At 67.2% G+C, this 18,686-nt stretch carries 22 protein-coding genes; 13 read left to right on the top strand and 9 right to left on the bottom strand.

Features of this window, described 5'->3' with window-relative positions; translation table 11 throughout:
• Window positions 1–15 precede the first annotated feature (15 nt).
• A complete protein-coding gene (gene sufU, locus BM337_RS03105) occupies window positions 16–438 on the bottom strand; it encodes a Fe-S cluster assembly sulfur transfer protein SufU (protein ID WP_089813801.1) in 423 nt (140 codons plus the stop codon).
• A 368-nt stretch (window positions 439–806) separates the two neighbouring features.
• Between sufU and BM337_RS03100 the strand changes: the two genes are divergently transcribed.
• Together BM337_RS03100 and BM337_RS03095 are read left to right on the top strand one after the other, a co-directional pair.
• Window positions 807–2,069 (top strand): coiled-coil domain-containing protein, encoded by a 1,263-nt coding sequence (locus BM337_RS03100; protein ID WP_089813799.1) that lies wholly within the window; start codon window positions 807–809, stop codon window positions 2,067–2,069.
• A 232-nt stretch (window positions 2,070–2,301) separates the two neighbouring features.
• Window positions 2,302–3,573: a hypothetical protein gene (locus BM337_RS03095; RefSeq protein WP_089813797.1), complete on the top strand. Its 1,272-nt coding sequence runs from the start codon at window positions 2,302–2,304 to the stop codon at window positions 3,571–3,573.
• Between the two features lie 232 nt (window positions 3,574–3,805).
• On the opposite strand, the gene BM337_RS03090 is transcribed toward BM337_RS03095, so the two are convergent.
• Window positions 3,806–5,047, bottom strand: a complete 1,242-nt coding sequence (locus BM337_RS03090; protein ID WP_089813795.1) for an aminotransferase class V-fold PLP-dependent enzyme — start codon at window positions 5,045–5,047, stop codon at window positions 3,806–3,808.
• A gap of 191 nt (window positions 5,048–5,238) precedes the next feature.
• Here BM337_RS03090 and BM337_RS03085 point away from each other — a divergent pair, with 191 nt between their 5' ends.
• Complete coding sequence (locus tag BM337_RS03085; RefSeq protein WP_089813793.1) at window positions 5,239–5,757, top strand: carbohydrate-binding protein; 519 nt, start codon at window positions 5,239–5,241, stop codon at window positions 5,755–5,757.
• On the opposite strand, the gene BM337_RS03080 is transcribed toward BM337_RS03085, so the two are convergent.
• The 4 genes from BM337_RS03080 to BM337_RS21695 all read right to left on the bottom strand — a co-directional run bounded on the left by BM337_RS03080 (window position 5,744) and on the right by BM337_RS21695 (window position 7,756).
• Window positions 5,744–6,349 (bottom strand): hypothetical protein, encoded by a 606-nt coding sequence (locus BM337_RS03080; protein WP_342713940.1) that lies wholly within the window; start codon window positions 6,347–6,349, stop codon window positions 5,744–5,746. The genes BM337_RS03085 and BM337_RS03080 overlap by 14 nt on opposite strands.
• Before the next feature lie 33 nt (window positions 6,350–6,382).
• On the bottom strand, window positions 6,383–6,673 hold the full coding sequence (locus BM337_RS03075) for a DUF424 domain-containing protein (RefSeq protein WP_089813791.1): 291 nt from the start codon (window positions 6,671–6,673) through the stop codon (window positions 6,383–6,385).
• Window positions 6,674–6,696: 23 nt separating this feature from the next.
• Window positions 6,697–7,476 carry a tetratricopeptide repeat protein gene (locus tag BM337_RS03070; RefSeq protein WP_089813789.1) on the bottom strand — a complete coding sequence of 260 codons (780 nt, stop codon included), beginning with the start codon at window positions 7,474–7,476 and terminating at the stop codon, window positions 6,697–6,699.
• A 151-nt stretch (window positions 7,477–7,627) separates the two neighbouring features.
• Window positions 7,628–7,756 carry a hypothetical protein gene (locus BM337_RS21695; protein WP_281244862.1) on the bottom strand — a complete coding sequence of 43 codons (129 nt, stop codon included), beginning with the start codon at window positions 7,754–7,756 and terminating at the stop codon, window positions 7,628–7,630.
• Window positions 7,757–7,946: 190 nt separating this feature from the next.
• Between BM337_RS21695 and thpR the strand changes: the two genes are divergently transcribed.
• Both thpR and BM337_RS03060 read left to right on the top strand, forming a co-directional pair.
• On the top strand, window positions 7,947–8,504 hold the full coding sequence (thpR, locus tag BM337_RS03065; RefSeq protein ID WP_089815540.1) for an RNA 2',3'-cyclic phosphodiesterase: 558 nt from the start codon (window positions 7,947–7,949) through the stop codon (window positions 8,502–8,504).
• Between the two features lie 60 nt (window positions 8,505–8,564).
• Complete coding sequence (locus BM337_RS03060; protein WP_089813787.1) at window positions 8,565–9,368, top strand: ZIP family metal transporter; 804 nt, start codon at window positions 8,565–8,567, stop codon at window positions 9,366–9,368.
• A gap of 6 nt (window positions 9,369–9,374) precedes the next feature.
• On the opposite strand, the gene BM337_RS03055 is transcribed toward BM337_RS03060, so the two are convergent.
• Entirely contained in the window at window positions 9,375–9,893 is a 519-nt protein-coding gene (locus BM337_RS03055) for a hypothetical protein (RefSeq protein ID WP_089813785.1), read from the bottom strand.
• Window positions 9,894–10,064: 171 nt separating this feature from the next.
• Here BM337_RS03055 and BM337_RS03050 point away from each other — a divergent pair, with 171 nt between their 5' ends.
• The 3 genes from BM337_RS03050 to BM337_RS03040 are packed head-to-tail and all read left to right on the top strand — an operon-like array spanning window position 10,065 to window position 11,165.
• A complete protein-coding gene (locus BM337_RS03050; RefSeq protein WP_089813783.1) occupies window positions 10,065–10,217 on the top strand; it encodes a 50S ribosomal protein L39e in 153 nt (50 codons plus the stop codon).
• Window positions 10,217–10,495 (top strand): 50S ribosomal protein L31e, encoded by a 279-nt coding sequence (locus BM337_RS03045; protein WP_089813781.1) that lies wholly within the window; start codon window positions 10,217–10,219, stop codon window positions 10,493–10,495. Before BM337_RS03050 ends, BM337_RS03045 begins: the two co-directional genes overlap by 1 nt.
• A gap of 4 nt (window positions 10,496–10,499) precedes the next feature.
• Complete coding sequence (locus tag BM337_RS03040) at window positions 10,500–11,165, top strand: translation initiation factor IF-6 (RefSeq protein ID WP_089813779.1); 666 nt, start codon at window positions 10,500–10,502, stop codon at window positions 11,163–11,165.
• Between the two features lie 93 nt (window positions 11,166–11,258).
• Here the strand turns inward: BM337_RS03040 and BM337_RS03035 are convergent, their stop codons facing one another.
• Complete coding sequence (locus BM337_RS03035; protein WP_089813777.1) at window positions 11,259–12,044, bottom strand: SDR family NAD(P)-dependent oxidoreductase; 786 nt, start codon at window positions 12,042–12,044, stop codon at window positions 11,259–11,261.
• Window positions 12,045–12,200: 156 nt separating this feature from the next.
• On the opposite strand from BM337_RS03035, the gene rpl18a reads away from it, so the two are divergent.
• The 5 genes from rpl18a (at window position 12,201) to BM337_RS03010 (ending at window position 17,764) form a co-directional block, all read left to right on the top strand.
• Entirely contained in the window at window positions 12,201–12,374 is a 174-nt protein-coding gene (gene rpl18a, locus BM337_RS03030; protein ID WP_089813775.1) for a 50S ribosomal protein L18Ae, read from the top strand.
• Entirely contained in the window at window positions 12,371–12,841 is a 471-nt protein-coding gene (gene pfdA / locus BM337_RS03025) for a prefoldin subunit alpha (RefSeq protein WP_089813773.1), read from the top strand. The genes rpl18a and pfdA overlap by 4 nt, the downstream gene beginning before the upstream one ends.
• Before the next feature lie 7 nt (window positions 12,842–12,848).
• Window positions 12,849–14,060, top strand: a complete 1,212-nt coding sequence (gene ftsY / locus BM337_RS03020) for a signal recognition particle-docking protein FtsY (protein ID WP_089813771.1) — start codon at window positions 12,849–12,851, stop codon at window positions 14,058–14,060.
• 379 nt (window positions 14,061–14,439) lie between these two features.
• On the top strand, window positions 14,440–16,167 hold the full coding sequence (locus BM337_RS03015) for a nitrite/sulfite reductase (protein ID WP_089813769.1): 1,728 nt from the start codon (window positions 14,440–14,442) through the stop codon (window positions 16,165–16,167).
• Window positions 16,160–17,764, top strand: a complete 1,605-nt coding sequence (locus BM337_RS03010) for a Coenzyme F420 hydrogenase/dehydrogenase, beta subunit C-terminal domain (RefSeq protein ID WP_089813767.1) — start codon at window positions 16,160–16,162, stop codon at window positions 17,762–17,764. The genes BM337_RS03015 and BM337_RS03010 overlap by 8 nt, the downstream gene beginning before the upstream one ends.
• A gap of 46 nt (window positions 17,765–17,810) precedes the next feature.
• Here the strand turns inward: BM337_RS03010 and BM337_RS03005 are convergent, their stop codons facing one another.
• On the bottom strand, window positions 17,811–18,377 hold the full coding sequence (locus BM337_RS03005; RefSeq protein WP_089813765.1) for a DUF8173 domain-containing protein: 567 nt from the start codon (window positions 18,375–18,377) through the stop codon (window positions 17,811–17,813).
• Between the last annotated feature and the right edge of the window lie 309 nt (window positions 18,378–18,686).

The following is an 18,686-nucleotide window of genomic DNA, read 5'->3' as shown; positions in this document are numbered from 1 at the left end:
ACTGGAAACGAGCCGTTACTCCTCGGTGCTCGTCATGTCCAGGTCCTTCTCGCCGAAGTAGATCTCCGCGCCGTCCTGGGCGACCTTCTCGGCCAGCACGGCGCACTTGATCCGCATCGGCGAGATGTCGACGCCGAGCATGTCGACGACGTCGTCCCGGTCCATCGCCTGGAGTTCCTCGACCGTCGTCCCCTGGAGCTTCTCCGAGAGCATGGAGGCCGAGGCCTGCGAGATGGCACAGCCGTCGCCGCGGAAGGCGACGTGTTCGATCGTCTCCTCCGATTCGTCGAGGACGACGTCCATCTCGATTGTGTCACCGCACATCGGGTTCTCGCCGACGTGGGTGAACGTGGGGTCCTCGATCTCCCCGTGGTTGCGGGGATTCTTGTAGTGGTCGAGGATCTGCTGTCGGTACATGTCAGAGCCGCCAATACCCATGTTGGCCGTATTTGGCGAGTGGGCGGCAAAAGGGTTCCGGGGCGGGTGGCGGGAGCGAAGCGAGGGGCACCGGACGAGCGAACGGGGAGCGAAGCGACCCGTGAGCCGGGTGGCGCGAGCGAAGCGAGCATCGTCGAAAGGAGGAGCGGGCCACTGGATGGGCGAGCGGGACCACGGGACCGACCGCGCGCCGGGCCGAGCGACCGCCGACAACCGGCAACACCGACCACCGACGAGTACTGTCGGCGGACCAGCGATTTATTTTCGCAATACAGCTAGCGTCAATTATACTGCCCTGTCAAACTTGATAGTAGATTCCCAACAAAGCTTATTAGCTCCCGACTATGTGAGGAACTAACGGAGTCGGGATGCTCAACAGTATTCAGAGTCTATCTAACCCGTCGGGCACGTCGGCCGCCGGGAGCGATGCAACTGCGACCCTCGGTCCGCTCCTCCAGGAGGGTGAGACGGTCCGATACGTCCTGACGAGTTCGAAGGGAATCGAGCAGACCCAGGACGGGCGGACGACGACCGTCCAGCCGGGTTCGGGCCACGACGCCTACGCCATCGTCACTGACTTCCGGGTGCTCTTTCTCGTCGGGAGCGACGCCGAGGAGCCGTCTATCGACATCGAGTTCGACCTGCCGATGGTCGCGAGTTCGAAGGCACGCAACAGCCTGCTGAGTTCGAGTCTCGTGGTCGCCTCCGAGGAGAAGACGACGGTCAAGTTCACCCCCTCCGGTGGCCCGGACGTCGAGGAGGTCGCCGAGTACATCGACCGTCTCAGCGACTGCTGGGCGGACTTCCACCGCGCCATCGCCGCCACGCGCGAGGCCATCGACGCGTTCGAGGCCACGCTCACGGCCGGCGAAGACGCCCAGGAGGAACTCACGACCGCCCAGTCGCGGCTCTCGAACGCCCACCACCACGCCACGCGCAACGAGGACGGGCCGGTCGAGGCCATGCTGGAGATACTCGAGCCCGTCGAGGACGAACTCGACCAGCTCCAGGTCGAGGCCCGCCTCGACCGGGTGGACGACCTGCTCGCCGACGCCGAGGCAGAAGACGCGTTCGACGACGCCGTCGCCGCGCTCGTCGAGGCCCGTGACCGCCTCGAAGAGGCCCGCGGCGCGCTCGACGAGGAGGCCCTCGCGGGCGAGGGTGCCGCGGAGTCTATCGACGAGCGGGCGGCGGCCATCGACGACTACGCGACGTCCCTGCTCGCCGACGCCGAGGACGCCTGTCACCAGGCGCTCGACGCGGCCGACACCGACGCCGCGGCGGATGCCTGGGAGACTGCACTGGCGCGGTATCGGACGGTCCGCGACGCCGACTGGGACGAACTCGGTGGGGCGAACGAGGACGCGCTGGACTTCCAGATCGCCTGGGTCGTCGGCAACCGCATCGACGCCCTGTGTGCCCGCGGTGCGGAACTGGAAACCGAAGGCGACGACCTCGACGACAGCGGCGACGACGCGACCGAGCGGTTCGAGGCGGCGAAGGCCGCAGTGGAGACGGCCCAGACCCTCGCCGACGAGCATCCCCACACCGACGCCGACCGCTTCGACGAGCGACTCGAGGACCTCCAGGAGAAGATCGAGGTCAGCGAGTGGCAGTGGGGCGACGCCTGAGGGCGACGGTCCACAGTCGGTGAGACGGTCTATACTGTTTTTTCGAAGCCAGGACGTCACGACGTCGCCGTCGAGCCATCGACTGACATCCCGAACCGATACGTCCCGCTACGCTCCGGTGGTACGACGGCCGTTAATGTCACGTTAAGCGCGGCAGCCCCGGAGGTAATTTTCTCCCGATCCAAGGTTATAATTATTCGTGACGCTGTAAATTGTCGATGGGGGTTGGCTGATGTTCAATCGAGTAAGCAAACTATCCAAGCAAGCGTTCGTCGCTGACGCGTCACAGACGCGGGGGAACCTCGACGTCGGGTCATTCGAGTCGTCGCTCGCCGACGCCGAAGCGGTGCAGTACGTCCTCGCCAGCGCGGCGGGCATCGAACAGACGACGGCGGATCGCACGACGACCATCGAACCCGGCCCGGACACCGCCGCCTACGCGGTGGTGTCCAACCGGCGCGTCTACTTTCTGCTCGGCGACGACCTCGCTGAACCGGAGTTGACCGTGGACATGGAGCAGATCTCGAACGTAGAGCTGCGGAACGCCCTGCTCTCCACCACACTCGTCTTCTCGACGACGACGGGCGCGGTCAGGTTCGTCCCGGCCGACACCGAGACGGCAGAGGTCGTCGTCTCCTACGTCTCCCGCGTCGGCAAGGCATGGTCGGACCTGTTCGAGGCCCTGGAGAAGGCCCACCGGTCGCTCGCGAGCGTTGAATCGGCAATCAAGGCCGGCGAGGACCCGGAGAGCGCCATCCAGCAGACGCGGACGCGGCTCTCGAACGCGCACCACTGTGCGACCCACCACGACGACGCGCCGACCGAATTGATGCGGGACCAGATCCAGCCGGTCGAGGACAGGCTCGAGCAGCTCCGCTACGGCTCGCGACTCGACCGGGCGGACGGGCTCATCGACGACGCCCGGCGCGCCCAGCGATCCGGGGCGTTCGCGGACGGCGTGGCCGCCGTCGTCGAGGCGACGGACGTCATCCGCGACGTCGCGTCGGTCCTGCACGACGTCGACGCACCCGGGCTCAGTGACCGGCTGACGTCGCAGGCGAACACGCTCGACACCGTGGCCCAGGCGCTCCTGAACGAGGCCGAGCGTGCCTGTCACCGTGCCCTCCAGGCCGCAGACGACGCAGCCGCTATCGCTGCCTGGCAGGAGGCGCTCGACCGGTACCGCGAGGCCGCCGCCGCCGGCTGGGACGGCCCCGCCGGGGCGAGCCAGGAGGCCCTGCGGTTCCAGCTGGCCTGGGTGGTCGGCAACCTCGTCGACGCGCTCGTCTCCCGTGCCGACGAGCGGGAGGCCGCCGCCGAGGAGTTCGGCGGGACTGGGTCGGACGCCATCGGGCGCTACGAGGAGGCCTGCCGGAACCTGGAACGTGCCCGCGACCTGGCCGAGGACCATCCGGAACTCACTGCGGCCCCGCTCGAAGACCGGATCGGCACGCTGGAAGTGAAGATCGAACGTGCCGAGTGGCAGTGGGGCTCCGCCGACTGAGCTGGACGCCGTGACCCACATCGGTCCCGTCGCCGTGGCCGAGCGACGCGTCGACCCCCGAGCGACTGCGACGGACGCCATCCCTGTTTTCTACTGCAGTTCGTCGTGAGACCATTCAGTTCGTCGAAAAACGCAGTCTGCGTGAACGAAGTGAACGCAGGCTCGTCAGAGCGCAGCGCTGACGGTGGCGAAAAAGCGGCCACTCGCTCCGCTCGTGGCCGTCAGTGACCCGTCAGGCGAACAGCTGCCGCGCATCGTCCATCGCCTCGATCAACACGTCGATTTCTTCTCTGGTGTTGTAGATGTAGAACGACGCGCGGGCGGAGGCCGCGACGCCCAGTTTGTCGTGGAGCGGCTGCGTGCAGTGGTCGCCGGCGCGGATGGCGACGCCGGAGTCGTTGACGATAGAGGCCAGGTCGTGGGCGTGGACGCTCTCGAGGTTGAACGCGACGAGGCCCGAGCGGTCGTCGCCCGGCGGCCCGTAGATCTCGATATCGTCGAACTCGCTCAGGCGGTCGTAGGCGTACTCGGCCATCGCCTCCTCGTGGCGGCGGACCCGATCCATGCCGATGTCCTCGAGGTAGTCGACGGCGGCGGCGAGCGCGATACCCTCGCTGATGGAGGGCGTGCCGGCCTCGAACTTCCAGGGGAGTTCGTTCCAGGTGGAGTCCTCGTAGGTGACCTTCGTGATCATGTCGCCGCCGTAGAGGTACGGCTCCATCTCCTCGAGGACTTCCTCCTTCCCGTACAGCGCGCCGCTGCCGGTCGGCCCGCACATCTTGTGGCCCGAGAACGCGAGGAAGTCGCAGTCGATCTCCTTGACGTCGACGGGGCGGGTGGGCACCGACTGGGCGCCGTCGACGAACGACAGCGCGTCGTGCTCGTGGGCGATGTCGGTGATCTCCGCGACGGGGTTCACAGTTCCGAGCGTGTTGGAGACGTGGACGACGCTGACCATCTCGGTGTCGTCGGTGATCAGCTCGCGCGCGGCGTCCACGTCCAGACGACCCTGGTCGGTGATGGGGATGTACTTCACGTCGGCGCCGGTCTTCTTGCCGATCTGCTGCCAGGTGACCAGCGAGGCGTGGTGTTCCATCTCGGTCAGGACGATCTCGTCGCCGGGACCGAGTTCGTTCAGGCCCCACGCGTAGGCGACGAGGTTCTCGGCCTCTGTCGTGTTCTTGGTGAAGACGACCTCCTCGCGGCCGTCCGCGCCGATGAACTCCGCGACGGTGTCGTGGGCCTCCTCGTAGGCGATGGAAGCCTCCTGGCTCAGCTGGTGGATGCCGCGGTGGACGTTGGCGTTGTAGTTGTAGTAGTAGTCGACGATGGTGTCGACGACCTGTTTGGGCGTCTGGCTCGTCGCCCCGTTGTCGAGGTAGACCAGGGGCTCGTCGCCCACCTCCCGGTCGAGGACGGGAAAGTCCTCGCGGATGGCCGCGACGTCGAGAACGTCGGATTCGGGTTGGCTCATTGTATAACTAGTTTTTCTGGATGGCCAACTTTCCTTCGATCCGGCGGGCAGTCTCGGCTGGTACGGTCGATCGCGACCAGACAAACGTGTCATCGAGGCGTGTAGAATCGAGCGCTGGACGGGATTTAACAGTAATATATTTCGTTGAACGATCGGAATGATTAATTCGTGGTGGGGACGCGTAGGGAACCATGGGGGCTGACGGATCGAGGGGTCAGGAGGTCGTATCGAGTAGAGAGCGCCAGGAGATACAGTACGATCGCAGGAAGACGGACCGAAGCCGGGCGTCGGTCAACGACCGGCCGGGACAGGACCGGCACGAACTGCCGGCGACGATACCCGTCGGCGAGTATCACGCCTACTTCCACCGGAACCGCCACCGTGCCAACGAGCGACCGCTCCGGCGCGTCGGCGGACGCGATCTGGACTGGCTGTCGACCGACCAGTGGCTCGCCTACGAGGTGAACGTCCCCGAGGCCGGGAACTACGACCTGTCGCTACGGGTCGCCGCCGAGAGCGCCTTCGGCGGCGGTGACGTCGGCGTCGTCCTGAACGACGACCCGCTCGCGCGACTGTCGTTCGACCCGACGGGGGGCTGGTACAGCTGGGAGGAGGTCGGCGAGGAGATAGAGCTCCCGGCGGGGGAACACACCATCAGACTGGTGGTCTTCGACGGCGGGTGGAAGCTCGAAGCACTCACGATCGAGTGACGTCGGGGGCGTCACCGTCACTTTCCAGGTCCGCATCCACTACGCTGCCAGCGTCGGCCCTGCCGTCCGCATCCGCCGTGGCGTCCGCGTCCGACGTGCCGTCCGCATCCGCCGTGCAGTCCGCATCGGCCGCATCGCCAGCCTGCTCCATCCGCCGGACGTGTTCGGCGTGGCGGCGCTGGTACTCCTCGAGGCGATAGTTGTCCCACGCCAGGTCCGAGAGGAGGTGAGCGTAGAGGACGACGGCGGTGAAGACGGCGAACGGCTGGTCCCAGAGCCACAGCGCGCCGACCAGTCCGCCGGCGATGACGACGTGGCTGAACAGCCGCTGGATCGCCCAGAGGTCGTCGTCCGCGAAGATACTCGCCGGGTCGGTGAGCGGGAGCAGCGGGTTCCGGAGGAGGCGGGCGAGCGCCGACCAGTCGCCGCTCACCAGGCGCGCGACGAGGAAGTGGTCGAAGTCGATGCCGACGCCGACGGCGAGGGCCCACGCGACGGCGGCCCACCACGGGACGACGTCCGGGAGCGGGAGTGCCCAGACGCCGGTGAGGCCGACGGCCAGCGAGACCAGGGCGTGTTCGCGGGAGTACATCCGCCCGGAGAATGCGGCGGGGAGACCGTAAAGCTACATCCAGAGGAGCTGTGCGTGGCGGGTCCCCTCCAGGTCGAGGACGTTCTCCTCCTCGACGAAGCCGTGTTCGACGGCGAGGGCGACGCTGTCGGTGCCGACGAGGTTGGCGACGCTGCACCGCGCGAGGCTGTCGACGACGGCCTGTTCGTCGGCCTCCTCGCCGTCGTAGAACGCCTCGTCGACGGTGAGGGAGACCTTCCCGTTCTCGAAGGTCTCGCCCAGGACGTCGGGGTCGCAGACGGAGACGAGCAGCCCCTCGTCCGTCTCGCGTTCGTTGAGTAGCATCGATCAGCGACCTCCAGGAACGATCACTCGACCAGTTCCTCCTCGGCTCGTTCGCGCATCTCTTCTGCCTCCTCGGCGATCTCCTGGGCGCGGTCGTACTCGCCGACCTCTTCGAGGGCACGGGCCTTCTCGCCGAGGATCTCGGCGTTGCGAAAGCCCAGGCGGATGGCGTTGTCGAAGGCCTCGACGGCGTCCTCCGCGAGGCCGCGCTCCAGGAGGAAGAAGCCGCGGTTGTACCAGGCTTCGGCGAAGCGCGGGTCCCGCTCGACGGCGCGCTCGGCGTGTTCCAGGGCCTGCTCGGTCTGGCCGGACTCCCAGAGGGCGTAGGCCAGGTTCGTCTCCGCGGTGGCGGTGTGTTCGCTGCTGGGCGCGCCCTGGCTCGCGCGCTCGGGGTCACGCTCGGCGTCCTCCTCGTCGGCGATGGCGATGGCCTCGCGGTAGGCGCCGATGGCGGCGTCCCACTCCTCCATCTCGGCGTGGGCCGCGCCCTTGTTGGCCCAGGCTTCCTGTTCGACGTCGAGGCGGTCGGCGAACATCGCTGCCCGCTCGAACGTGTCGGCGGCCTGCTCGTGGCGGTTGATGTGGACGTACGAGACGCCGACGTCGAGCAGTTCCTCGGCGTCGACCTCCCCCTTCGAGAGGTTGCGCTCGTCGAGCATGTCCGTGACGACCCGGGAGTCGACCGGGTCCACCTTGTCGGGGTCGACGGACAGCTCCGGCGGGTCGAGGTCGAAGGGATCGTACGGGTCGCCGAACCCCTGCCCCTCGGAGAACTCGTGGTCGTCGCGCTCTCGGTCAGTCATAGCCTCCGTTTGGCGAGGCGGAGTGTTAAGGGCTACGTCCCGCAGATATGATGCCCGTCGCGCTGGCCCGTAACGATCGGTCGCCCAACTGCCCGAAGAATCGGTTCGCGGTTCGGTTACGCAACTCAGAACTGGGGCCGGGAGCGCCCCGTCAGTCGGCGCCGTGTCGGGGAACGCGCCCGCAGTCGGTGCACGTCCACGTGCCGACGCGCCGGGCGATCGCGCTCCCGCAGTCGGGACAGGTGTACGTCTCGGTCGTGGTCTGCTGTTGAGTTGCCATTACCGGAGCGAAATCGGCGAGCGACCAAGAGGGTTGTTCTAATATTGGCAGTACTGTCCGGGTGACATATAATCGCATGGTGTCGAGTGCCAACCGCCCCGAGATTCGTCGACTGTCCCGAGATTCGTCGACCGCCCCGGGATTCGTCGACCGCCGCGGGATTTTCCCCGTCGGCGCACGCACCACCGGTATGAGCAAGCGACTGTTCGTCAGCGTCGACCTCGACGGCCTCGCCGAGGAGGTCGCGGCGGTCCAGGACCTGTTCGCGGACGCGAGCGGCCTCAGCCTCACCGACCCCGAGCAGGCACACGTCACCCTGAAGTTCCTCGGCGACACCGACGCGGAGCGCGTCGACGACCTGGTGAGGGAACTGGAGGTCGCCGTCGCGGACAGCGGCGTCGAACCCTTCGAGGCGGAGTTCGGCGGCCTCGGCGTCTTCCCGTCGCTGGAGTACATCAGCGTCGTCTGGCTGGGAACGAGAGCGGGCGGCGACGAACTCACCGCGCTCCACGAGGCCATCGAGGAACGCACCGTCGCTATGGGGTTCGAACCGGAGGACCACGAGTTCACCCCGCACGCCACGCTCGCGCGCATGCAGCACGCTGGCGGCAAGGAACTCGTCCAGGACGTCGTGCAGAATCGCGACCCCGACGTCGGCACGCTCCGGGTCGACGAGGTCCGACTCACGGAGAGCGTACTCACCGGAGAGGGGCCCGACTACTCCACGGTCGAGGCGATCCCGCTTTAGGGCCGCCAAAAACATAACTTTCGTGATAACTATGTAGCTCCGACCCGGCTATATCTATCCATGCCGCTGGTCGAGAATCTGGTGCTCGTGTTCGTCGCCGGGCTGATTACGGCGCTGGCCACCGGGCTCGGGGCGCTCCCATTCTTCGTGGTCGACGACTTCTCAGACAGGTGGAACGTCACCCTCTGGGGACTCGCCTCGGGCATCATGGTCGCGGCGTCGGTGTTCGGCCTGCTCCGGGAGGGACTCGCCTACGGGTCACCGGTGTTGCTCGTCCCCGGGATGGCCGCGGGCGTCGCACTGGTGGTCGTCGGCCACCGCCTCGTCGACGGAATCAAACACAGCCCGAAACAGTACGAGGAGGCCGACTTCCGGAAACTCGTGCTCATCCTGGGTGTGCTGACCGTCCACAGCTTTCCAGAGGGCGTCGCCGTCGGCGTCTCCTTCGGCGAACTCGGCCTGGCCGAGGCGGAGACGGTCGGCGTCCTCGGCTTCGGCCTGCCCGTTCTCGCCGTGTTCATGACCGTCGCCATCTCGATCCACAACGTCCCCGAGGGCGTCGCGGTATCGATCCCGCTGCGGTCGCTGCACGTCAGCGAGTGGCGCATGGTGTGGTGGGCGGTGTTCTCCTCGCTCCCACAGCCCATCGGCGCCGTCGTCGCGTTCTACTTCGTCTCGCTCGCGAAGGAGTTCCTGCCGCTGGGCTTCGGGTTCGCGGCCGGCGCGATGATCTACCTCGTCGCCACGGAGTTCGTCCCGGAGGCACTGGAGTACGGCGCCGACCTCCCCGGGAAAGGCCGTCGCGAACTCGTCGTGGGCGCCCTGGTTGGTGTCCTGATCATGATCCCCCTCGCGTTCGTCTAGGGCGCCTCAGAGGACGTTCCGCTGCTGGACGACTTTCAGGTCGACGAACGCCGAGAGATCCTCGCCGTACTCGTCGACACGGTTCTCCATCCGGTAGTTCGAGTGGTCGACGACGAAGTAGTACGGCCCGGTCGCGTCGAGCGGTTCGCGAGCGCCGCCGTCGGCGGTCGCGGCCTCGAACACGCCCTCGGCGTCGGCCTTCGGGACCGCTGCTTTGCTGAACGAAGCGTGGCCACGTGGCGTCTCCTCGGGTTCGTCGCCGCCGACGAACGCGTCGTAGTGGTCGAACTGCGTCTCGCCGACGAAGAAGTAGACGTCGAAGGCGCGCTGTCTCGACCGGACCGTGTAGGAGACGGCGCCGCCGGGGTCCGAGACGTCCGGTACCTCCCTGACCCAGCCGTCGCCCGCCCCGACGGTGACGCTCTCGGTGACGTTCACGACGACGTTACCACCGGTCCCGAGACAGCCGCTGCCGACCGTCACCGCGCCAACGCCAGCCGTCCGCAGGAACGTCCGTCGTCTCATGTCGATACGCTCTCTGATAGGTCCGCATAACTGTTCGTGGCCGATTCCCGCGGTTGATAACGGCGGTGACGTTCTCCGCCGGTCGTGCGGCGTGGCGGGGCCCCGCCTCCCGCACCCGCCTCCGGTGAAAAGAACACACATTTATGCCCCGGCGCGGAACAGACGGACACTATGAGCAAGAAGTCCAAGGCCAAGAAGCAGCGTCTGGCCAAACTCGACAACCAGAACAGCCGCGTCCCGGCGTGGGTCACCCTCAAGACCGACCGCAACGTCCAGCGCAACCCGAAGCGACGCAACTGGCGCCGTAGCAACACCGACGAATAATGAGCGCGAACGACTTCGAGGAGCGCGTCGTCACCGTCCCGCTCCGAGACGCCAAGGCCGAACCGAAACAGGAGCGTGCCGACCGCGCGATGTCGCTCGTTCGAGAGCACCTCGCCACGCACTTCTCCGTCGACGGCGACGCCGTGCGCCTCGACCCCTCGATCAACGAGGCGGTGTGGGAACGCGGTCGCTCGAAGCCCCCGAGCAAGCTTCGCGTTCGCGCCGCCCGCTTCGACGAGGAGGGCGAGAGCGTCGTCGAAGCAGAGACCGCGGACTGATACCTTGCTCCGCGCGGTCTTCTCCGGCTCGGCGTACGTGGGCGTGTTCGCCCGCGCGACCGACGACTGTCTCCTGGTGCGGCCGGACGTCGAGGACGACCTCCGCGAGGACCTGGGCGAGGAACTCGAGGTGCCCGTTGTCCCGACAACCGTCGCCGGATCGGGGACCGTCGGCGCGCTCGCGACCGGCAACGAGAACGGGCTGCTCGTCTCCAGTCGCGTCACCGAGCGCGAGCGCGACCGGATCGCCGAGGCCACGGACCTGCCGGTCCACGAACTGCCGGGCCGGATCAACGCCGCCGGCAACGTCGTCTGCTGTAACGACTCCGGTGCGTACGTCCACGCCGACCTCTCCCGGGAGGCCGTGCAGGCGGTGAAAGACGCCCTCGAGGTTCCCGTCGAACGCGGCACGCTGGCGACGGTCCAGACCGTCGGCACCGCCGCCGTCGCGAACAACCGCGGCGTGCTCTGTCACCCCAAGTCCACGGACGCCGAACTCGACGCGCTCGAAGACCTGCTCGGTGTCCCCGCCGACATCGGCACGGTCAACTACGGCGGCCCGCTCGTCGGCTCCGGACTCGTCGCCAACGAGAACGGTTACGTCGTCGGCAACGACACCACCGGCCCGGAACTTGGCCGCATCGACGACGCACTGGGCTACATCGACTGAACGGCGATTTCTTCACCGCAGGCACCGGCGGCGTCTCGCTCCCGTCACACCGCCGCCGATCACGACGGATACCGCGCGGCGACCGGACTGCGGTCAGATCACCGACGCGCCGCCGTCGACGGGGACGTTCACGCCGGTCAGGAAGGACGCCTCGTCGGAGGCGAGAAAGCAGATGGCCGCGGCGAGCTCGTCCGGTTTCGCGGCCCGTTCGAGGATGTTCTCGTCGGAACCGCCCCGGGTCGTCTTCTCGTCGACGAACTCCCGGGCCGCCTGCCCCGTCCGGTCGCCGACGTGGTACTCCGTGATGACCCAGCCGGGAGAGACGGCGTTGACCCGGATGTCCTGGTCCGCGTGGTCACAGGCCATGTCGTGCGTCATCGACACGATACCGCCCTTCGTCGCGTCGTACTGCGCCCAGTTCTCCCGGGCCCAGCCGGCACCGACCGACGCGACGTTGACGACGGCGCCACCGCTGCCGTCGTCGATGAGTGGAACGAGGTGTTTGCTGCAGAAGGCCGTCCCCTTGAGATTCACGTCGAGCACGCGGTCCCAGCTCGCTTCGTCGGCTTCGGTCACGGGCTTCGGGTCGACCCTGATCCCGGCGTTGTTGACGAGGGCGTCGACCGCGCCGAACCGTTCGTCGACCCGGTCGGCCATCTCCGCGACTGCACTCTCGTCGCTCACGTCGGTCTCGATCGCGAGGGATTCGGGGCCACCGTCTCGATGGATCGCATCGACGGTCTCCTCGGCCGATTCGCCGTCCCAGTCGACCGCGACCACGTGGGCGCCCTCTCTGGCGAGGCGCCGGCACGTCGCGGCGCCGATCCCCGCACCGCCACCGGTGACGACGGCGACGTCGTTCTGGAATCGCTGGCTCATACGCCCGTATTCGATCCCATCGGGTTACCTCTTTCCGCTACCCCGGCCGCGAACGACCGTCGAGTGCCGAGCGCGGCCACCTTCGACGCCGGGACGCCGGACTCGAAAAGAGGCGGAGACGGAAGATACTTCCCGCTATGACTCGCACCCGCAGACATGAGTGAGTTTACTGTGACGGGTTCGTTCCAGGCCCGCGACGGGATGCAGCAGTTCGAGAAGACTATCGAGGCACCGAACGAGGACGTCGCCGAGGACCGCGCCTACGCGGAGTTCGGCTCCAAGCACGGGCTCAAGCGCACGCAAGTCGAAATCAGCGAGGTGGCGGCATGAGCCTCGGTGGTGGCGGCGGCGGCCAGGCCCAGCAGCTCGCCCAGGAGATCGAACAGATCGAGCAGGAGCAGGAAGCCATCGAGAACGAGATCGAGAACCTCCGCGACGAGCAGACGGAGATCGACGAGGCCATCGAGGCTATTCGTACGCTCGACAGCGGCGACACGGTGCAGGTCCCGCTGGGCGGCGACGCCTACCTCCGCGCGGAGATCGCCGACATCGACGAGGTCATCGTCTCGCTCGGCGGCGGCTACGCCGCGGAGCGCGAGGAGGAGGGCGCAATCGACAGCCTCGAGACCAAGAAGGACACCATCGACGAGCGCATCGAGGAACTGCAGTCCCAGGTCACCGAACTCGAGTCGGAGGCCGAGCAGCTCGAACAGCAGGCCCAGCAGATGCAACAGCAGCAGATGCAGCAGATGATGCAGCAACAGCAGGCCGAGCAGGGCGAGCAGGACGACGAGTAGGGCAGCGATGTTCGACGGACTGAAAGACAAGCTGGGCAGTTTCACGTCCGACGTCGAGGAGGACGTGGACGAGGAGGCCGTCGAGGACGAAGCCGCCGAGGACGAGGCGGCGGACGCCGAGGCCGAAGCCGACCAGCCTGCCGAACCGGACGCGTCCGCGGATGCCGGTGCCGAGACGGAAGACGAGGAATCGGCCGGCGACGCATCCGACGAGGAAGACGCCGAGGAGGAGGGCGAGTCGGCGGCCGAACCCGAGGGCGGGGAAGATGCCGACGGGGAAGCCGAGGAAGCCGCGGACGAGGAAGCCGAAGAAGCCGAGGACGACGGTTCGGGCCGCGGATTCGCCCAGCGCGCGAAGATTCTCGCGTCGGGCAAGTCCGTCATCGACGAGGACGACCTGGACGACCACCTGGACGACCTCGAACTCGCCTTGCTTTCGAGCGACGTCGAGATGGGCGTCGCCGGCGAGATCCTCGAGGGCGTGAAGGAGAACCTCGTCGGCGAGACCCGCCGGCGACTCTCCAGCACGGGCAACCTCGTGCGGGACGCGGTCCGCGAGGCGCTGTACGACGTGATCAGCGTCGGCCAGTTCGACTTCGAGGAGCGCGTTGCCGAGGCCGACAAGCCCGTCGTCATCATCTTCACCGGCGTCAACGGCGTCGGGAAGACGACCACCATCGCGAAGCTCTCCCAGTACCTCGAAGAACGCGGCCTCTCGTCGGTGCTGGCCAACGGGGACACCTACCGCGCCGGCGCGAACGAGCAGCTCCAGAAACACGCCGACAACCTCGACCGGACGCTGATCTCCCACGAGCAAGGCTCCGACCCGGCGGCGGTCGTCTACGACGCCGTCGAGTACGCCGAGGCCAACGACGTCGACGTGGTGCTGGGCGACACCGCCGGTCGCCTGCACACCTCCGACGACCTGATGGCCCAGCTTGAGAAGATCGACCGCGTCGTCGACCCGGACATGACCATCTTCGTCGACGAGGCGGTCGCCGGCCAGGACGCCGTCAACCGCGCGCGCGAGTTCAACGACGCTTCGGCCATCGACGGCGCCATCCTGACGAAGGCCGACGCCGACTCCCAGGGCGGTGCCGCGATTTCGGTCGCCCACGTCACCGGGAAGCCCATCCTCTTCCTCGGGACGGGCCAGGGGTACGACGACATCGAACGGTTTGACCCCGAAGAAGTGGTTGATAGGCTGTTCGAAGAGTAGGTTGGGGCGCGAGCGAAGCGAGCGGCCCAACTATCCTCCGAACGGCGACCAGCGTGAGCCGTGAGGCGTAGGCTGGTTCCGAACGCAGTGCGGAACCAGCGTGAACCCGAGCGGGGAACGGAGTGGGGCAGGGTAGCGGCAATTATTTCCAGCGCCGGTGACGCCCAGACCCGCCGCTAACCACCGGGGGCCGAGTAACCGACCGGGAGCGGCGGGTAGACACGTATTCTCCGAGAGCAGTTCCCTCGATAGCCGGCAACAATCACCGCGTCGGAGTAGGTGAGGGGGTTTTCGCCGTGACGAGTCGCTTGAAGAGCGCACGTGTCAACTAGAAATACGACATGAGTGATCGTGGCCCATCGTCACGGAGGCGAGACAGATGAACTCGGTCGAGCGGTACAAACAGGAGAAACATCCCCTCGACGTCGTCGAGGACGTGAAGGAGTACGCCGAGGAGGGACTGACCTTCGACGAGATCGAAGCGCGCGCGGGCGACGGCGAGTGGGAGCGCCTGAAGTGGGCAGGGATGTACGCCCACGGCCGCCAGCGGGGCTACTTCATGATGCGGACGAAGGTCCCCGGCGGCTATCTCACCCCGGAGCAGGCCGAAGTGATCGGCGAGGTGGCCCAGGAGTACGCCACTGCGCCCGAGGAGTACGGCGGCGAGGAACAGAACTCGATCTGGGGCGATGCCTTCCTCGACATCACGACCAGACAGGACATCCAGAAACACTGGATCGAGGTTGAGGACGTCCCCGAGATCTGGGCGAAATACGACGAGGTCGGCCTGACGACCATCCAGGGGTGTGGCGACTCGGCGCGCAACGTGCTGGGCTGTCCCGCCGCCGGCCTCGACGACCACGAGTGCTTCGACGCCCAGCCCGTGATCGAGGCGGTCTCGGACTTTTTCACCGAGAACCGGGAGTACGCCAACCTGCCCCGGAAGTTCAAGATGACCATCACCGGCTGTGCGCACGACTGCGGGCAGTCACAGATCAACGACGTCGGCCTGACGCCGGCGAAGCGGGAGGTGGCGGGAGAGCCCCACTACGGCTTCCACGTCAAGGTCGGTGGCGGCCTCTCCGACGGTCCGCGGATGGCCTCGCCGCTGGACGTGTTCGTCCTGCCCGAACACGCCGTCGAGTTCTGCCGCGCGGTGGCCCAGACGTTCAAGGAACTGGGCGACCGGAACAACCGGGGCGTCTGCCGGATGCGTTACCTCGTCGAGCAGCTGGGCCCCGAGAAATTCGAGGAAGCGGTCCGCGACCGCTGCCAGGTCGACCTCCCCACGCGCGGGACGGACCTCACCCAGGGGTACCGGGGCGACCACGTCGGCGTCCACGACCAGAAGGACGGCGACCTGAAGTACGTCGGCTTCAACGTCATCGCCGGCCGGATGGGCGGCGACGAGTTCGCCGAGGCCGCCCGCGCGGCGAGGGAGTACGGCACCGAGGACGCCTCGGTCAGACTGGCGACGGACCAGAACTTCCTGATCACCCACGTCCCGCCCGAGAACGTCGGTGACCTGCTGAACGAGCCCTTCGCCCGGAACTACCGACCCGACCCGGGGCCGTTCTCCCGCGGCGCGGTGGGCTGTACCGGTTCGGAGTTCTGCAACTACGGCATCATCGAGACCAAGAATCGGGTCCGCCGCTGGGCCAAGGCACTGGACCGACAGATCGACACGCCCGACGACCTCGACGTCGTCCGGATGCACATGTCGGGCTGTTCGGCCTCCTGCGCCCAGCCCCAGATCGCCGACATCGGTTTCCGCGGCGAGACGGTCAACGTCAACGATCCGGAGGGCACGACCAACGAGGAGGGCGACAACATCGTCGAGGGGATGGACTTCGGCCTCGGCGGGAGCCTCGGCTCGGACAACGAGTTCCTCGACTGGGTGGAAAATGCGGTTCCGGCGGGGAGCGTCATCCCGGCGCTCGAACAGCTGTTCGACGCCTACGCCGACGAACGCGAGGATGGAGAGCGGTTCTACGAGTGGTGTCGCCGGGTGGACAACGACCGCCTGCGCCAGATAATGCAGCGCGCCGACGCCAACGTGGCCGGCGGGGTCGCCCACGACGGGGAGGGGGGTGTCGCCGATGACTGAAGAGCGGGACGCGAGCGGCGAGGGTCGAATGCCAGGCGTTCCGGACGGCCCCGGAACGGACCACAGTGACGTCTCGGGTCCCGAGGCTCACGGAGATCCAGAGGACAGCCATGCTCACGGCCACTCGCACGACCACGCAGACCACAGCGACCACGGCGACCACGGCGATGACGAGGAAAGGTGTGGCTGCGGGAGTTCGTGCGGCTGTGGCGACACCGGTGGTGACTCGACCGCGGTCCCAGACGGAGGAGCCACGCCCGCCAACGTCGACGAGGACGGCAAGCTCGGCGACGTCGAGTTCACGAAGCCCGCAGAGGGCCTCAGCCAGGACGTCGAGGACGGCCGGCCCGACGAGATAGTCAATCCGCCCGACGGCGCGAAACCGGGCACGCCATCGTACGGGATCCGCGCGGAGATGAACGATATCGAGACGCCCGAGGACAAGACCTGGTTCATGGAACTGGACGAGGCGGTCATCGACGAGGGCCGCTGCATCCAGTGTGGGACCTGCGTCGCATCGTGTCCCTCCGACTCCATCGGCATCGGCGAGGACGGCCTGCCGGAACTCGTCAAGATGTGCACCGGCTGCTCGATGTGCTGGGACTTCTGTCCCCGCGGGGGCCTGCGCTATGAGCGCCAGTGGAAGATCACCGGCGGCGACGACAACGTCAAGGGCGCCGGCGACCCCATCACCGAGTTCTCGGCGAAGGTCGAGGAAGACTGGCGTGAGGGCGCCCAGGACGGTGGGCTCGTGACGAGCGTCCTGATCCACCTGCTCGAAGCAGGCGAGATCGACGGGGCACTGGTCGCCACGGAGAGCGACGACGAGCCATGGAAGGCCGAGTCCTTCCTGGCGACCACGCCCGCAGAACTGATCGACAGCGCCGGGAGCATCTACAACCAGACGATGGCGCTGGGGAACCTGGGGCTCGACCAGTGGGAGCACAAACTGCCCGACAAAGACCCAGCAGACATCTCGCTCGCGCTCGTGGGGACACCCTGTGAGATAGAGGGGATCCGCGCGCTGCAGGACTTCGAGTGGGACTACGCGAGCCAGGAGGCCGGCGTCCGCGCCGTCGACTACACCATCGCCCTGATGTGCACGAAGAACTTCAACTACGAGCGCCTGATGGGCGAGCAACTGGTCGAACAGCGCGACATCGACCTCGACGACGTCGGCAAGATGGACGTCCTCGACGGGAAGATGATGGTGTACGACCGCGACGGGGAGTTGATCGTCGACGAGGACGTCGAGGCGTTCCACGGCGCCGCCCTCAAGGGCTGTGACGAGTGCGCGGACTTCACCGGCTACTGCGCCGACCTGACGGTGGGCTCCGTGGGGTCCAGCGACGAGTACTCCTCGGTCATCGTCCGGACCGAGCAGGGCCTGGACGCCTGGGAGCTGACGAAGGACGACCTGGACTACCACGACCTGGAGGACCGCGGCGCCGTCGGCGGGCTCCAGTCCTGGGACAAGAAGAAGGCCTTCGACTCCCTGGAGCGTCCCTTCGACCCCGACGCGCCGCGCTTCATCGACTACGCGGACCACGCCGCAAACTACGGGACCGAACTGAACCCCCACGAAGCCGGGCACTGAGCCACGCGATGCCGGTCCGCGTGTCCTCGTGACGTCGGTGGAGAGGTCACCCCCGGTACTCCCGATACAGGTCGCGACCGACGGCACCGATCCCGAAGAAGCCGACCAGAGTCTGCACGAGGTTGCCCAGGACGGGGATCGCCATCGGGACCGCGAGGGCGAGCGCACCGACTCCAGCGGCCTTCCCGCCGTACCGGTCCGCTCGCCCCCGGAGCGCGGCCCCGATCCAGACGATCGAGACGGCGTTGCCGACGATACCCACGACCGTGAGGACGAACAATCCCGGAATGGTGATGATCAATCCGATGATCGTGAGCGCAACGAGAACGAGGGCGATCGGTACAGCGATCGCGACGATGAGGCCCCAGCCGAACGCTTCGCCCGGATCGCGGCGAATTTCCTCGACCATCCTCGTCGCGTAGCGGGGACCGATCAGCACGAGCCCCCCGCCGAAGACGAGATTGAGCCCGAGGGCGACACAGAAGCGGATCGCGACGGTGGTTCCGAGGCCGAGTTCTGCGCCGGGGGTTGGGGACTGTGCGGCCGCCAGACCGGTGAACGCGAGGAGAACGAGAGCGCTGGCACCTCGTGCGATCGGTCGGATGGAGGGCATCACGCTCGGTCTCTCTCCCCCTCCGCAAATCAGTTTCGAACGGTCGGAAGCGCTATCCCCCCGCTCGGACACCCGGAAGGGAGTACCGTCTCGACGGCTGGACGGCCGAGTAGAGGGTCATTTCGATGGCGTGACACGGACCGCGACGGTCGCTAGCGGCGCGTCACCGCCGACGTGCGGTGGGGCCAGAATCCACGCGCCGCTGCCAGTGGCGGACTGCGCAGTTTGGTCGGGAAACTGCGACGCGAAATCGGATCGGCACCCCCTAACTCGCGCGTACGTTCCGCCACCGCGAGCTATGCGTGACTT

The organism is Halomicrobium zhouii, assembly GCF_900114435.1.
Lineage (GTDB): Archaea > Halobacteriota > Halobacteria > Halobacteriales > Haloarculaceae > Halomicrobium > Halomicrobium zhouii.
This window is presented reverse-complemented; position numbering and strand designations above follow the sequence as displayed.